The organism is Pseudoalteromonas sp. SIMBA_162, from assembly GCF_046535955.1.
Taxonomy (GTDB): Bacteria; Pseudomonadota; Gammaproteobacteria; order Enterobacterales; family Alteromonadaceae; genus Pseudoalteromonas; species Pseudoalteromonas marina.
This window is the reverse complement of record NZ_JAWJBQ010000014.1, coordinates 39329-55396: the sequence shown is the minus strand read 5'-3', so window position 1 is coordinate 55396 and position 16068 is coordinate 39329. Positions and strand designations below refer to the sequence as shown.

At 39.0% G+C, this 16068-nt stretch carries 10 protein-coding genes; all 10 read right to left on the bottom strand.

Annotated features, from left to right (window positions below):
- Positions 1-74: 74 nt before the first annotated feature.
- The 10 genes from R0J88_RS11595 to R0J88_RS11550 all read right to left on the bottom strand — a co-directional run bounded on the left by R0J88_RS11595 (position 75) and on the right by R0J88_RS11550 (position 16067).
- Positions 75-647, bottom strand: a complete 573-nt coding sequence (locus R0J88_RS11595) for a gluconate 2-dehydrogenase subunit 3 family protein (protein WP_410899973.1) — start codon at positions 645-647, stop codon at positions 75-77.
- A gap of 10 nt (positions 648-657) precedes the next feature.
- Positions 658-2364: a GMC oxidoreductase gene (locus R0J88_RS11590; protein ID WP_410899972.1), complete on the bottom strand. Its 1707-nt coding sequence runs from the start codon at positions 2362-2364 to the stop codon at positions 658-660.
- Positions 2365-2386: 22 nt separating this feature from the next.
- Entirely contained in the window at positions 2387-3082 is a 696-nt protein-coding gene (locus R0J88_RS11585) for a DUF1080 domain-containing protein (protein WP_410899971.1), read from the bottom strand.
- A gap of 136 nt (positions 3083-3218) precedes the next feature.
- The gene (locus tag R0J88_RS11580) at positions 3219-6386 is read right to left on the bottom strand and encodes a BNR-4 repeat-containing protein (RefSeq protein WP_410899970.1); all 3168 of its coding nucleotides are present in this window, start codon (positions 6384-6386) and stop codon (positions 3219-3221) included.
- A 383-nt stretch (positions 6387-6769) separates the two neighbouring features.
- Positions 6770-8869 carry a multiheme c-type cytochrome gene (locus R0J88_RS11575; protein WP_410899969.1) on the bottom strand — a complete coding sequence of 700 codons (2100 nt, stop codon included), beginning with the start codon at positions 8867-8869 and terminating at the stop codon, positions 6770-6772.
- Positions 8870-8892: 23 nt separating this feature from the next.
- Positions 8893-10644 (bottom strand): sulfatase-like hydrolase/transferase, encoded by a 1752-nt coding sequence (locus R0J88_RS11570; protein ID WP_410899968.1) that lies wholly within the window; start codon positions 10642-10644, stop codon positions 8893-8895.
- A 52-nt stretch (positions 10645-10696) separates the two neighbouring features.
- On the bottom strand, positions 10697-11887 hold the full coding sequence (locus tag R0J88_RS11565) for a hypothetical protein (protein ID WP_410899967.1): 1191 nt from the start codon (positions 11885-11887) through the stop codon (positions 10697-10699).
- A gap of 4 nt (positions 11888-11891) precedes the next feature.
- Positions 11892-12824 carry a hypothetical protein gene (locus R0J88_RS11560; protein ID WP_410899966.1) on the bottom strand — a complete coding sequence of 311 codons (933 nt, stop codon included), beginning with the start codon at positions 12822-12824 and terminating at the stop codon, positions 11892-11894.
- 421 nt (positions 12825-13245) lie between these two features.
- The gene (locus R0J88_RS11555) at positions 13246-13884 is read right to left on the bottom strand and encodes an RpiB/LacA/LacB family sugar-phosphate isomerase (RefSeq protein ID WP_410899965.1); all 639 of its coding nucleotides are present in this window, start codon (positions 13882-13884) and stop codon (positions 13246-13248) included.
- 719 nt (positions 13885-14603) lie between these two features.
- Positions 14604-16067 carry a sulfatase gene (locus tag R0J88_RS11550; protein WP_410899964.1) on the bottom strand — a complete coding sequence of 488 codons (1464 nt, stop codon included), beginning with the start codon at positions 16065-16067 and terminating at the stop codon, positions 14604-14606.
- Between the last annotated feature and the right edge of the window lies 1 nt (position 16068).

The following is a 16068-nucleotide window of genomic DNA, read 5'->3' as shown; positions in this document are numbered from 1 at the left end:
AGCGCATTGAAAAGAGAGAAGCACGACTTAATAGTGATAAAAGTGTAAAGCCGTTTATTAAATGGCTTTACAAGTTAAGAAACTCTTTTTTTAAGATTATACAACTCCATTTGATTCTTAGTAATATCTCCCTTATAGGTGCCAGGAACTAACATAAAATAGGGATTGGCCTCTTCTGAAGTGTAGAAAATATGAAATATCATCTCTTTAAGCTTACGGTAGCTTTTTGACAACTCAGTCGAGCGTTCAGCAAAAGAACGCTGATCAAGCTCATTGAGCAAAAGCTCTCTATCTGCTTTCGATGCACTTTGGTAATTAACTTTAAAACTTGATTGGGCAATTAAATCTATCTGTTTAATAATAAACTTATACTGTTGCTTAGTTTCATTTCCAGCCCAACTGAGCATGAGCGCATCGAGAACATCTATAACCTTTGCATCAGTAGCTCCTGGGGTATCTGTTCTGGGTATCATTATTTCAGCCGCATCGCTCAAAATAGTCATTTCTTTTGCAGTAAAGAAACGCCCATTTTGAGAAAAAACAGATAATGAATTTACAGTATTGAAAATAGATGCCCATACAGGGGTAGCTACAAAATATACTGATGCTCCGATAAACAAACGACGACTTATATTAACTTTAGACATAATCCCCCCTTTACACTCGGTCTTTAAAAATTAGTTTTGCTGCATAATCGACAGCTCGAGCGGTAATAGCCATATAAGTCAATGAAGGGTTTTGAGTTGCACAAGATGACATGCAGGCACCATCAGTCACAAACAAGTTATGAACATCGTGGCTTTGCGCCCATTTATTTAAAACGGATGTTTTAGGGTCTTCGCCCATACAGGCACCTCCCATTTCATGCACTCGATCGCCAACAGCAATTGGCTTTGTTTCAGGAAATTCATTTACTTTAATATCCACGCAGCCGCCTGCAGTCAGTATTTCTTTAATATCTATAGCTGCTTGCTTGATCATCTTGCGTTCGTTTTCTCTTATTCGCGCATCAATATGTAATATAGGAATACCCCATTGATCTTTTTCTGTAGGGTGCAACCGCGCATGATTTTCAAACCTTGGCAGCATCTCACCGTACATTATTGCTCTAAAGCGCCAAGGACCTGGCCGGTTACTATTCATTTTAACCTCAGCGCCAATACCTACTTTTTTTGCAGTGGTACCAGTATTGCTGCGGTGCTGGGCTGTACCTTGAAAACCAAATCCCCTAATAAAATCGGCATCTTCTTTTTGTTCGTGTCGATAATTTGGGATATAGGTAGCAATAGGTCTGCGTCCAACTGAATATTTGTCATCAAAACCTGGTACTTTTGCATCCGCTATAACACCAGAAAAATGATCCATAATATAATGCCCAACAGCACCACTCGAATTAGCGATTCCATTAGGGAACGTTTTAGACTTAGAGTTAAGGAGTACTTGCACAGAACCTAATGCTGAGGCGCATAAGAAAATAACCTTTGAGCGATATTGACGTTTTTCTTTAGTATGGGCGTCAACAACCGTAACACCCGATGCTTTGCCTGATTTATCATCGTAATCAACTGTTTCAACTATTGAGTCTGTTACAACAGTTAAATTACCTGTCTTTTTGGCTGCAGGTAATGTTGCTGAAAGCGAGCTAAAATATCCACCAAATGTACACCCTCTATTACAATATGAGCGAGCTTGACACTGTCCACGCCCTAGTTCGGTTTGCTCTTTAGTAGGCTCTGTAATATTAGCTGAACGACCTACAATTAAATGCCTGTCTGAATAAGCCTTCTCTAAGTTCTCAGCTATAAACTTCTCAGCACAACTCATCTCCCACGGCTTTTGAAATATACCATCGGGTAACGTATCTAACCCATCTTTATTCGCAGATACACCAATAAAAGACTCTACATAATCATACCAAGGCGCCAAATCGTCGTAGCCTATAGGCCAAGGGACACCATTACCATCTTTGGCATTGGCTTGGAAATCCTTCACCCCCCACCGAAGGGATTGTCTACCCCAAGTTAATGAACGGCCACCTAATTGGTAGCCTCTAATCCATTTAAACGGACTCTCTTTTGGATATGAGATAGGATGCTCTTTGTCATCAATAAAAAACTGTTTAGTGGCATTTTTGAAATAGCCTTTTCGCTCAATCATAGAGTATCGGCCTTCTTCACTAAGAATTTCAGGGACTTTGTTCCGGTTCTCAATTTGCCAAGGCATTTGCATATCAGTATATTCTGGGCCTTGATGTTGAATATTACGCCCTCGCTCTATTACAAGTGTTTTAAAGCCTTTTTCACAGAACTCTTTTGCCGCCCAACCACCTGTAATACCTGAGCCCACTACAATCACGTCATACATATAGTATGCTCCATTTTATTTATTATTTTAGCTCTTGAATGAATATATTTTTGAACCTAACCACATTATCCCTAAGGCCCGACTCTTTATAAGACTTGCTTCCGTGATGCTGAAGACCTATCACACCTTCATCATCTTTAATGTCCTCTACATGGGTAGTAAGTATTCCATTGAGAAAAATTTTTATTGACGAGCCATCGCAAACGACTCGTAATGAATTCCATTCATCTGGCTTATAAGCTCCGGCTTGCAGCTCTGACCAAGCGGGTAAGTGACTTTTTATAAAGTCATCGTCTTTGTGTGATCTTTGAGGGTGTTCGGGGTAGAGCCATTTTCGTCGGCCTTGATCAAATAATCCTCCGCTCCAGCGGCGTGGGCTCGGATCTATTTCAGCTTGATAGCCAACAACGCGTTTACCGTCTTTATCCTGCTCAATTTGGCCTCTAAAAATAATACCCGAATTACTATACTCATCAACATTCGGCATTTTTATATCGGCAGTCAAAATAAAGTTGCTGTAACGCTGCTTTGTAGTTAAAAACCAATTGTTAGGTGAAATTAAATGCAACTCACCACCTATGAAGCGTGCTTGCCCAAACGAGTAAACATTATCAAAACGGCTAAGCTGAGGGTCTAGCAAATCAACTCTTTGCGTTGTTGTACATGCTGTAACCGAAAAAACAAAAAATATAGCTAAATATGATTTAATACCAGTCAACGTGTTCTCCTTACTAACACTTTGTCGCGATATACTTAAAAGCAGATGTAAATAACCTGCATTAAAAGTACTTTTTTGGAAAATCGCTTTGCACTAAAGTCCAATCGTTTAGTGAAAAGCGATGCTTAACCTGATGTTAGTTTTCAAACAATACATTAAACTCTGATATATCAGGCCAGTTACCAATCGCTTTTAATTTAACAAAACGTCCTTCTCTATAAAAAGTAGTTGTACTTGGCTGATTGTTAACGTCTCTGCCCTTATGCTTTGCAACTTTTTTATATCGACCATCAATCGTTTCTGATACATAAATTTGATACTTAATTGCTTTATCGTTTGCAGTCCAAAGTTGGGTCCCTGTAATAGATTTTAACTCTCCTAAATCAATAACTATTGATTGAGTTCCATTTTTGTCCGCACGCCAACTTGAGCTATCAGAAAGGTCACCGTCTAACACATTAGACGCCGGGTATTGCTTCTCCTCAGATGATACATAGACAAGGTTAGGGTTTACTATTAAGCGTTTTTCTGCGCTTGAAGATTTCCCTTTACTATCAGTTGTTACCGCTTTTAGAGCGTACTCACCTGCGGCTAAACCAAGGAGCTCAGTTGAATACTCTTCGTTACCCCAGGTAAAAGGAGGCTGCCAAATATCACGCACTAAGGTGTCGTTCAAATAAAGCTCTACCCGCTCTATATCAATGCTACTTAATGCAGACTCACTATGAACCGATACACTTAGAGACTCATACCCTACTGGCACTTCTATCTCGGGTTCTAAAAAATAAACATTTGGAGCCGGTGTTTCTTCTACGATAAGTGTAATACTCGCTTCCCCTTCTAAACCTTGGGTATCTCGCGCAATTGCAGTGATAGTATGGCTTCCTACCCCCAAAGGCGACGGATTTGGCTCGTGCCTGTCTAACCAACCCATTGCACCTAGTTCATAAGGTGCATATGAATGGCCAAAATTCCAGACAGGCTTGGTATCGGTACGCACAAACTCACCATTAACATATAAAGTTACAGATTGAATATCACGATTGTCGGGAGATACTGCATCTATTGTCACACCTAACTTTTCGTATCCTTCAAAAACAGTAATGGTTTCATTAGGGAAAGAAACCACTGGCGGTTTAGGCTCACCTTCAACGTTAAGAGTCATTGTCGCTATGCTTTGAGCGCCTTCACTATCTATGGCAACGGCTTTAAAAGTATAAATTCCTGCACCGAGTGGTAAGGGGTTGGGAGAGTGTGTTTCTAACCACCCCATAGCACCTGTTTCGTGCGGTTTAAACTTATGGCCAAAGTTAAAAGGAGCTTTGTCGTCTGTCCGTATTAAATTATCGTTAATGTATAAAGTAACAGATTCAATTGTTCTATCAGCAACAGGACTTGATGCTTGCAACGTAAATGTCAGCTGCTCAAAGCCCTCTTTTACAGTTAGTTCGTTATCAGGAAAACTAATGATTGGCGAATCGGATTGAACAAGCAACTGCATTGTGGAAGAGCCAGTGACACCTTCACTATCAGTTGCAACTGCTTCAAAGGTATGATTTCCAGCCCCTAAGCCTAGTAGCTCTAATGGCTTGTTTTTATGACCCCATACAAAAGGGTCTGCATTGTCTGAACGAATTAGCGTGCCATCAACAAATAAATCAACTTTGCTGATACTGCGATCAGCTACTGGACTTACAGCCGTTACTTTAAACGACAATTCGCTGTAACCTTCCTCTACAGTAATGCTTGTCTTAGGAAAAGAGACGCTAGGTGAGTTAGTTTCACTTTCTATATCTAAATCTATTACTTGCAAATGAAGTGGTAACGCGCTCCCTGCCCCACGTTCCATTAGGTAGTAGTAAACTTTGCCATCTTTGATGTAAATAGTGCCATGATCAAATACTGGCCCATCAGTTGCTTCGTATACGCGCGTAAAGTTATTTGTGCCACCTTGCGCTTTTTCAACGTAAGGCCGTCCATTGTTTAAACCAATAATATATACGTTATCACCAGCCGTATAAATTTCACTTGCGCCAACAAAATCTGTTGACGTAATAAACTCTGTTGCGCCAGCTGGCTTATAGGAGTGTAAATAAACTTCCTGATAATCAGGACGGTTTCTATCGGTTGAGCGTACTTTACTTATAAAATGCACATCTCCCTTTTTAGTCACTGTCCAGTCAAAGCTACCTACAATATAAACAGAGTTAGCTTCTTGATGATCTATGTAGTCACCCGGTTCCAGTACTTTTATCTCATCTGAATTTACAAGCGGCCATGTCATTGGCTCGCCTTGATGGTTTTTCCATTCACCTATACCATCTGGGTGGTCTGAATAGGCGTAAAAAACACCATTTTGATATTTATATCTATCGTTATTATCGTTGCTTCGCTGCTGGTAGCCTACTCGAAGTTTGCCATTAACATACTTCATATTGCCATAGAGGCCCCAGTTATAAGCATTACCATAACTTTTTTGGTTATTGTGATTAAATTTAGTGAAGCTTGACCACTTTTTTGTTTGAGCGTCATAGCGATTAAATACATAGGCACCGTTATTGTTACCGCCCAAGCGCATATAAAGCAGCAATGTACCATCTGTATTTGTAAAAAACTTGGGATAAGTTAAACGCGCAAAATTTGCTTTATCGGCTAAATTACCTGTCATTGTTAAATGCTTATAGTCATCAGCCCCTTGGCTGACACTACTGGTATCTTTAACAAACCTATTAAGAGTAAACTGCTCATCGGGTAAGTCAGCAACCCCTGCTTCGCTAAAAGAATAACGGAAGAAGTCATCTTTGAATTTACCGCCATGATTATTATCGTCGTAGGCGTGCATATCGTACACCATATGAATAGTGCCATCGATAGGACTCACTGCTAAGCCAATTGTATTATGCGACTCCCCAACTAAAGGGTCTCCCCTAAAACCGGTATGGCGATGTGGAAATTCTATAGTTGCCAATGTTCCCGTTAATGTATTGTAGCGGCTCAACATAACATTTCGCTCTTCCTTGCCGCCTTTATACCAAGTCATAAATACATAATGTTTATATGCTTTAACGGCATCGCCATGTGCAGAGATATTTCGACCAAAAAAGAAGTCGTATTGCGTCCCCGTGTCTGGGTTAGCTACATTACTAAAATCTAAATCTTGTCCATCAAAGTGTAAGCCTGTATCTGAAATTTTAACTTGTTGCTCTAATTCAACCACTGCGTGCCCTGAGGCAGCATAAAATGCAGAAGTTAACAAAAGCAGAGATGAAAGCGTGTGTTTCGCTTTTATTGTGTGTTTTTTCATATTGATCTCTGTGTATTAATGTTGTCGTTATAAATCATTTTAATTCAATTATTTGTACTGATTTTAACTTTGAGTTTTGCGCATAAAGCAACCTACATTGTTTTATTTTTGTTAATAAAAACTACATTAAAAACCAAATACAATCAATAAAAATCAATAGCAGTCAAATTAAGCACAAAGAAAAGATCCAATCTGATATAAATTTGATTAGTAAATGAAAGTGATTGGGATGGAATATAAGTGACTATGGGTACAATTCTATATCATTAAGATAATTTTTAGCCCCAACATCTTATGATTAAATAAGTGTAGATAAAGCCTTGCACATACTAAATAGCGCTTGTTTAGCAAGCGCTATTTAGTGAAGTTAACAACGAAATGAGTTACCTTAATTTACCTTCAAAACTATTTGCAAGCTCCATAAGTTGACGGGCGTTACTATATTTTCTTAGATTTTGTTTTAACTCATCAAGCGCTTTGGCAGTTAAACCGGCATTATCTAAGGCTAGGTAATATAAATATGCGTATTGCATATTGTTAGGTTCAAGCTCCATCGACTTTTTAAAATACTCTATTGCTTCAACTTTTTTATTACTTCTTATTTTTGCCATTCCATTTGCATAATTTAATGCAGCAGAATTAGGTATTGCAGCCAACCCTTGATCAAGCACAGCCTGCATTTTTTCTTGACTCCCTTGACGAAAATAAATATCAGACAAATTTACATAGTTAGGATCAAAATATGGGTCTACATCAATACCTTTTTTTAAATACCTAATTGCCGATGTAACATCTCGCTTATTTAATGCGAGCATACTTTGATTAATATGACCTTCTCCACGCCAAGAGTTAACTTTATTGGACTGTGCCAGCTCAACAATAGCCCCGCTGAGCTCGCCCGACGGATTATTTTGATAACTCAGATTTTGTGCGGCGGCAACCCTAACCGCCTTAAATTTATCTGTTAACAACTTGCTGTAACTTTTAAAACGTTCACTTTCAGGCAGCATATAGCCTATTTTAGCAATCGCTAATCGTATAAGTGGCAGTGGCGAGTTTACCCACCTAGATATAATTGCATCATCTATTACTGAACCAGTGCTTGCCAAATAAGTAATTGCACTTGCTCTATCAATTTCACTCAATGAAGTATCATTAATCAATCCAAGGTGAATATTTAACGGCACACTATTGGCCGATCGAAGTGCTAACATTGCATGCTCTTTGTTAGACAACGGAGCGGCCTTGCCATGCCAGCTTTCTAGCGCAGTGTTAGCCCATTCATTTGTTTTATCATCGTGACACTGAGTACACGCATTAGGCGTATCATAAATGATAGAAATATCAGGGCGCGGGATTTTAAAACTATGATCTCTTCTATCATCTACCCCCATATACCTATTAGTAGGCATATGACAATTTACACATTGGCTACCTTGCGACGCTTGCTTATGCCGGTGGTGCTTGGGCACATCATATTCACTACTTTTATGACATTGAAGGCAAAGGCCATTCGTTTGTGATTTAATTTTCATCGTGTGTTTGTCATGACAATCCAGGCAATTTACACCGGCTTCATACATTTTACTTTGCTTAAAAGAGCCAAATACATAAACCTCTTCCTTTATTTGGCCATCAGCATGATACAAATTTGGCTCTAAGAAAGAGGGGCTGAATTGATCTAAAAAATGCTTATCACTACTAAACCCGTCTGTTAGTGGACTGCGCAATGAATGACAGGCATAACAGGCTTCCATAAAGCTGTTATCACGTTTAGCACCCTGCCAAGTAGCAATGTTGCTTTTATCCGTTATTTTCCAACCAGACATATTGGTCGGTTTCACCTTATTTGTTTTTGGTAACGGGTTAGTTTTGTGATCTTTTGATAGGTCAGCATGGCAAGAAGCACATCCCACATTTATATTTGAAAAGTGCGTATCAAACACATCTTTTTCTACATCATAATTACGCTGTAAATTATCAGAATGACAATCTGCACACATCCCATTCCAATTTTGTAAAGGCTGTAACCAATGCAAACGATCATTTGGTTTTACATCTTCAGTTTCATAATTTGCATACCAGCGCTGCCCACCATCTTTGGTATCGCGACTATCCCAAGCAAAAGGGAACACTTGGTATTTCCCCTGCTCTACTTCAATAAGGTATTGCTGAAGTGGGGTAAAACCAAATACATAACTTACTTTATAAGTCTGCTTAGTATTGTTCTCAGTTAAATCGATTAAAAACTCATTATCTTTAGTGTAAAACAATGCTTTTTGAGAGAAATGTTCAACAATTACACTATTAAAGTCACCTAATACTTTATCTGATGTTGCTTGGGCCATTGCACCTGCATGGTGAGACTGCTGCCAATCAGACACCTCCTTGCTATGACATGAAGAACACTCCTCATTAGCAATAGAAAAAAAGCTGCTCATCAAAAGCGTTACAACTACTATAATCTTGAATATTTTTATCATTATTTTTCTGCTTTAAAACGCTACTAGTATTGTGAGTAATTAATTTTATCAGGGTCGTAAATAACGCTATCGCTTTCACTAAAACCAATTCTATGAGCAACGGCTTTCACCGATGTTGCTTGATCTAATTTAAAGGGCCCTTTGTATAATTGCCATAATTCAGGAGGGGTGATGTTACCTAATTGATAAGAAATCACCGCACCAGGCGTTGGGCTACTTATGTGTATTATGCCATTACTGATTTTAAATTGTGGCTTTGCGGTTACTGGCTGTAATTCACTTCCCGCCCACAATTGTTTAATAAGTTGGGATTCCGCAAGCCGTGGTTCATCGTTAATTTCTCTTAACCAACGGTCCATTTCTGCACTAAGCTCAGCGACCACTTTTTTATAGCTGGGGTCGGTAATAATATTATTTAACTCATGAGGATCATTGGCTAAATCAAAGAATTCTTCAGGGTCTTTTTTACCTCTAAACCATAAAGCTTGTGCCGGTGTAAGTTGCTCTGCATCTCGTAAACGTAATAGCTCCTGCATGGTAGGTATTTTTTCTCGATAGACTACTGGCAAATAATAACCTTGTTCTGGACGGTAATTTCTAATGTATTTAAAGCGCTTATTTTTAACAGCCCTTATTACATCTGTAAAACCATCAAACCTATCTGCTGCAGCATGGATGTATTCACGTTTTGCAGTTTGTTGTTTACCTAAAAAGCTTCTCCCATGCATATGCACGGGCTTATCTATACCAGCTAGGTTCAAAAGCGTTGGGGCAAAATCAACAAAGCTAACCAGCTCGTCATTTTTTTTGCCTGCATGCTTTGCATTGGGGTAACGAACTATAAAAGGGACCTTGAGGCCGCTATCGTAAATTAACCGCTTTTGCCTTGGTAAAGGTCCGCCGTGGTCTGAGTAAAACATAATAATAGTATTATCGTATAAGCCATCGTCTTTTAATTGCTGTAATACCGCAGCAATCTGTTTATCGGCTTCTGCAAGATTATTATACATTTTCCATAGGTCGCGCCTAACAAGAGGAGTATCAGGCAAATATGGCGGAATAGGGAAATCAAGATCTTTAGGCACATGCTCAGGTGTATTCGCCTCAGATGATTTTTCAGCATGATGTTGTGGTAGTTTTGCAATTTTCTTTCTATTGTCAGAAAAGTAGTGCCGAGATTCTATTTTTCTAAACCCATAAGGTTCAAATAATCCAGATTCGTGTGTGGTGGTAAAGTTAACAACGGCATAAAAGGGCTGCCCGGGCTTTCTATTACGCCAATGAGCGAAAGGCCCACTTTCATCCCATGCTGCTTTTGGCGCTTTGAATTGGTAATCAGTTTTTAAGTTATTTGTTGTGTAGTAGCCTTCCTCGCGAAGGTATTGACTAAGCATTTTCGCATTTTCAGGGGGTACAGCCTCATATTTTGGCAAACCTGTTTGCTCAGTATTAGAGGTTGTTCGCATATTATTTGCACCAACCGAAGAAGGATACATTCCCAGCGCTATAGCTGCTCTGCTTGGCGAACACACACCTGAAGTTGAATACACATTCGTATAAGTCACCCCTTCATTTGCAAGTTGAGTAATGGAGGGAGTTTTTATAGTATTATCACCATAGGGCTCAATAATAGGGCTCATATCCTCAACTACTAGCCATAAAATATTGGGTTTGTTAGACACGTCATGCTTTGCAATCCCGCCTTCCACTGCCTGTGAACTACAAGCGCAACATAACAATATCCACATCCAAACTTGCTTGTAACCAAAACTCATACAACACATATGCCACCTCTTTGTATTTTTGTATGGTCAGAATAGCGATTCATTAATCATTTCTGCTAAACACCAGCGCTCGCCATCGTCCTCTGGCAAATGCGGTACCTCCGTTCTCAGGAATTTTGCCATTTGTGACTGCTTTAGAGGAAACTCGTATAATATCGTCTTTAGCGAGTTCAACACTCTTCATGCTAAAGTATATTTCTTCGTAATCATCACTCGTTTCTGGATTAGTAAACTCGCCAATTTTTTTATTATTTATTGAAACAATATAAGTCGATTCACCGTCTGTTTCTGCTAGTGTGACCAAGTCAAGAGTATGGCTGCCAACGTCTTTGGCCTGCACAATATATTCTGCGTGTGCAAACTTATTACGGTAAGTAGTGTTCACCGCATTTATTGCCAAGGCATTCTCTGCTTTATGCTGGTAATAGGGAATTTCGCCCGTATTTTCAATGGTAAAATCGTCCACTGCGTATAGAATCCGGGTGTAGTCCGTTACCTTTAATAACTGAGTTTTTTCTTGTAATTGTTTAGGTTTATTCAGTGTTTCTGGCTTATCTTTACCTACAGGTATATAGCCCTTTTCTTTCGTTAGGAGTAATTTATCAAGCTCAAAGCCATCCTCACGCATTGATACCATAATGGTATGAACACCTTTGCGTGGTATCTCGATATAAATGGTGTTGGGAGTACCACAATGATTCGTGTTTACTCGTTGAGCAGAAGACCATGTCCATGCATGTTTACCCTCACATAGTTGCAAGCGCTGTGCAGATTCTGGCCATTGCCCATTTATACCTAAATGCAGGCCATTATCTTCACTTCCGGTGCTGTATGCTCTTGCCCAAACGTAATATTTCCCAGGCGTTTCAAAGTAAACCGGATAGCTAAGCACAGCCATTGTGCCGGCTTTATTTGTGAAGTTCTCATGTCTAACTAACGCTTCGTGATGGTTACTGCGGGTATCAGGTAGTATTTCAATATAAGACCCGTTGCTAGCGTCATGATAATGGGCTTGGTCTGCATCAGCGAAATTATGAACTGGCGTATTTTTTGAAAACACCAACCATCGCCTCTTAGCATCTAAGTGCTGAGTTGAAAATTTTTCTGCTTCTATAACCACGAAGCCTGAATCTTCATAATAATTCTGCATCGCATTAATATTGGTTGTTGAAGCTGCAAAGCTGGCTACAATAATCGGTAGATAAAGGGCTAATTTCGTGTTTAATAGTCTCAAATTTTTAGCCCCTATTTACCGCATTAAGCAGTAAAACTTCTTTTATCTCTTTTGGTGTTGAGTGCTTATTACCGCCATTATCAGCGCCCGTTATCCACCAATAAATCATTCCTGCATCAGAGCAATCAAATTTATTAGTTTGAAATGGAACAACACCGTCTTTCTCAGCATAGGCCATCATTTCCCAAATAAATGCAATACCGCTATCTGAATGGTTTTTGGCCCAGTCCCAATCAGCTATTGGCCCCTGAAGCCCCACATTCTGATCTCCTATTTGATGCTCTCTTACACCAAAGTCTAGAATTTGCTGCCAAGTAAAAAAGTCACCGCTATTGTCATTTGCAGGGTGATGAGACACCACGTGAACATGTTGCACCTTATTTTTTTGTGCAGCTTCCAATGCATAGCCTATAAGGTCGGGCTCACCTGCTTCAACTATCCAAAGCGGATTATCAATAGATGATGCGTTGATTGCATCGACTAAATCTTGTGTTGCTCCTGCTTGATCAACTCGGCAATTATAAAAATCACGTAAATTGTTAAATGGTCCAAATAAATCGATACCTCTAGCACTTAATTCATCTAGTTTATTTTGCCGACGCATTTCATTTTCGGCATCAATTTGATACCGCGCTTTGTTTCTAAAAGGGTCTAAATCGCAAGAGTGAGATAAATGAACAAGTCGGCTAGATAACCCAGTGTTTTGTATAAGCGCCAACATAACAGGTGTAGCACCAATATCATCGGGATCAGGGGAATTACCATCTATGACTACGGCCAAACGACCTATAGGCGGGTTAAGAGCTTCAAATTTGCCTTTTATTGATTGATTTGAGGCACTCTCTTTCGTTTTACCTTCAATACGTGTTGTGCTTTGACTACAAGCTACACTCAAAAAAGTGCTTAAAATAATCAAAGGCAGTAATAGTTTTTTCATTATTTGTTTCTCTATCTTGATAAAGTCGGTAATTTGTAATCGCTACTTTCTATTAAGGGATTTTTGAACACCCTGTTCGTCTCTGTAAATCATCAAGATAAGAACAATTATGCATAACGACTTAATATGAGTAAAAATGATTGTAAATGAAATTTAATAAACTAACAAACTATCAACATTAATCTTTGAAAATAGATTTAACTCTATTTCACTTAGAAGTACGTGACTGTTAAACAAACGGTAAAAAGAGAGAAAATAAACAAGGTAGTTTCAATTAACGCAAAGGTATTCTGAGGGATAGCACCAGCTAAAATCGGCAGCAAGTGGTTGTGATGTTCAAACTTTATAAGTAATAACCCTTAAGTTAATAGTAACTCAAGGGATATTACTTACTGACAATTCTCCGAATGCGAGTCAGTTATTAAGCTAATAATGACTTAACATAATCAATAAGGTCTTGATCTAGGCCGTTTTCAAATAAACATGCATGAAAACGCTCACCCGAAACTGCGGTTTTAACTAATTCTTGATCAAGGTTTTTTAATGAATCAACATAGCTGCGACTAACTAAGGCTGACTTTACTTGCGTTAAAATTGATGCGTTTCTCACCTGAGGCTCCCTGCGCTCAACAGGGTAACCCGCACCGCGCTCACCGGTAAGTGCTTTTTCAAAAATATAACGCGCGTTTAACTCAGCACCCCAACCAAATCCTTTAGCAAACGGCAGTGCTAATGCGTTACCGTTATTCACTTGGTTAAACAAAAAGGCATCTGAAGGGTCAATACAATAGCCGCAGAAAACACCATCATGAGCATTTAACGACATCATCGCACCTTGGCCAGTGCCACATCCTGCAAATACAAAATCAACGGCTTTAGCGTTCAGTAAAATCCCCGCCATAATGCCTAAATGAACATACGTCAGGTGATGATCGTTTTCGCTATTCATACCCACGTTAAACACACTGTGTTCCAACGGTAAGGCAACACTTTCAAGTTCGTTTAAAATAATTGGATTTTTAGCCGCTTGGCTATTTTCAAACATTAATGCTATTTTCATGATTGGTTTTACACCTTGGTGAGTGAATTTGACTTTAGTGTATCATTTGTTTAAGTAGAAATTAACATATAAAGAGCGAAGAAAAGCTCATTAAACCGTTTATGTTACTTCAACTAGAATTTTTGAAATAATAGAGCAGTTTTAAAGCGCTAAGTAAAATAAGAAATCAGTTAGCGGCGATTAGACTTCCTAGCTGGGTGCAAATAGTTGTTAATTTTATAGATAATAACTACAAAACCTGAATAACCGAGCATAGTAATTTCCGAAATAAAAGATCCACCTTATAATGAACTGGTTTAATTGAATAGGGCACTTTAATAATGGAAAATGTTCTAATATTGAGGTGTTAAATGACAAAACGAAAAAACAAAACTTGTACAACCGAATTTAAACAAGAAGCAGTTGTTTCGGCCGGTTTACCGTGATTTTCAGGTTTCTTTTTATTCATGAGACAAGGTCACTTTCTCCAACTTGGAAAGGACCTTGCCACTGTTTTGTATTGTAGTTATACGCTGCTACATAAGGGTAAGTAAACAGTACTAGGTAAGCAGCTAGATGTTGAACAATGGCTAGAGGCTCACTAAGCGCATTGTCAGCAAAGTATTCAAACGGCCTCAGGGGGAGTACTTTGACAGCAACTTAGAAGATAAAGCAGCGACAGTGCCAATACAGGCTTTGATATTTGTTTTTTCATTCTCAATATCTATATACAAATTTTATTATTGCGTTTGGCACTGCTCTTGCTCCATACATACCGCTAATTTAGCCCTCAACTCCGCCACTTGTGCTTGATATTCGGCTTGATTAACCACATTAACAGTTTCATGAGGATCTTTTTTCAAGTCAAACAGCATCTCTTCTATTTGACTGTTTTCAGCTTGATACGAAGTAAAAATAAAATCCTCAGTGACGACTGAATCCCCCGCTTTAAATCGGCTATATATGTGCCTTTTATGGTTAAGTGAAGGCGTTTTAAGTACCGCAGTAAAGCTTTTTCCAGCTATATTAACTGGTGGGGTAACCTGAGTAATCTCAGCAACAGTCGGGAAGATATCGAGTAACTCAACTAACGCATCAGTGTTCATATTTTCCTTGATGCTGGGTCCTGCAATAATTAGTGGGACACGTAATGCGGTATCGAGCATAGTGTGCTTTGTCCAAAAATTATGCTCACCTAAATGGAAGCCATGATCACTGGTAAAAATAATCGTGGTGTTATCTCGCAAGCCCAATTGGTCTATCTGTTTAACGAGATCGCCCACTAATGCGTCAATATAACTTACTGAAGCGTAATAACCTCGCAGTGAAGCTGTATGAAATTTATCACTATTGTACTCGTACTCTTTAAAGTGATAACTATGGATCTCACCTGAACCTTTCAGTGATTTAGGAGCATTTTTAGGGTACTCCTGATGAAAAAATGGCTCAAATTTAGTTTCAGGGTGTAAGTCGTAGTATTTTTTTGGGGCATAAAAAGGTAAGTGGGGACGAATAAAACCAACACTTAAGAAAAACGGCTGTTTTCTATTGGCTAATTTTTCAAGTGCGGTTAGTGCTTTTTGCTTTACTTTACCATCAGGGTAATCTTCATCTGCTACATCGGCAATTTCATACCAAGGACCCTTAGGCTGCTTAGGGTTTTTCTTATTGGCTTTTAAAAATATTTCTGATTCAGGATTTAAGCGGGTTGCGTGCGGTAAACCAGAGGATTGCAACTTTTCACTCCAACTCTCTTCGACTAAATCTTTACCATTGTGGAAAATTTTTCCAATTCCCATTGTGTAATAGCCCGACTCTTTGAGTACTTGAGGTAGGGACTTTGCGCCTGGGGCATCTTCTTCAGCTTTAGCTTTGTAATCAATAAAGCGATTTTTAGTGGGCCTAAGGCCAGTTAACATGCTTGCACGCGAGGCGCCACATACGGGCACGTTGGCATAAGCCTGCTTAAATGTGATCCCTTGTTTTGCTAAAGCATCAATATTAGGACTATAGGCATTTTTATCGCCATAGGCACCTAATACTGGACGTAAATCATCAACAATGATCATCACGATATTATGTTGATCAGGCTTGGCAGTATTAATGCTTTCGCTTTGTATTGTGTTAGTCGCTTTTTGAGAATAACAAGCGGAGAGTAGACCTGTTAACACAATTGGCCATAAAAGCTTTTTGATTGTGAACATA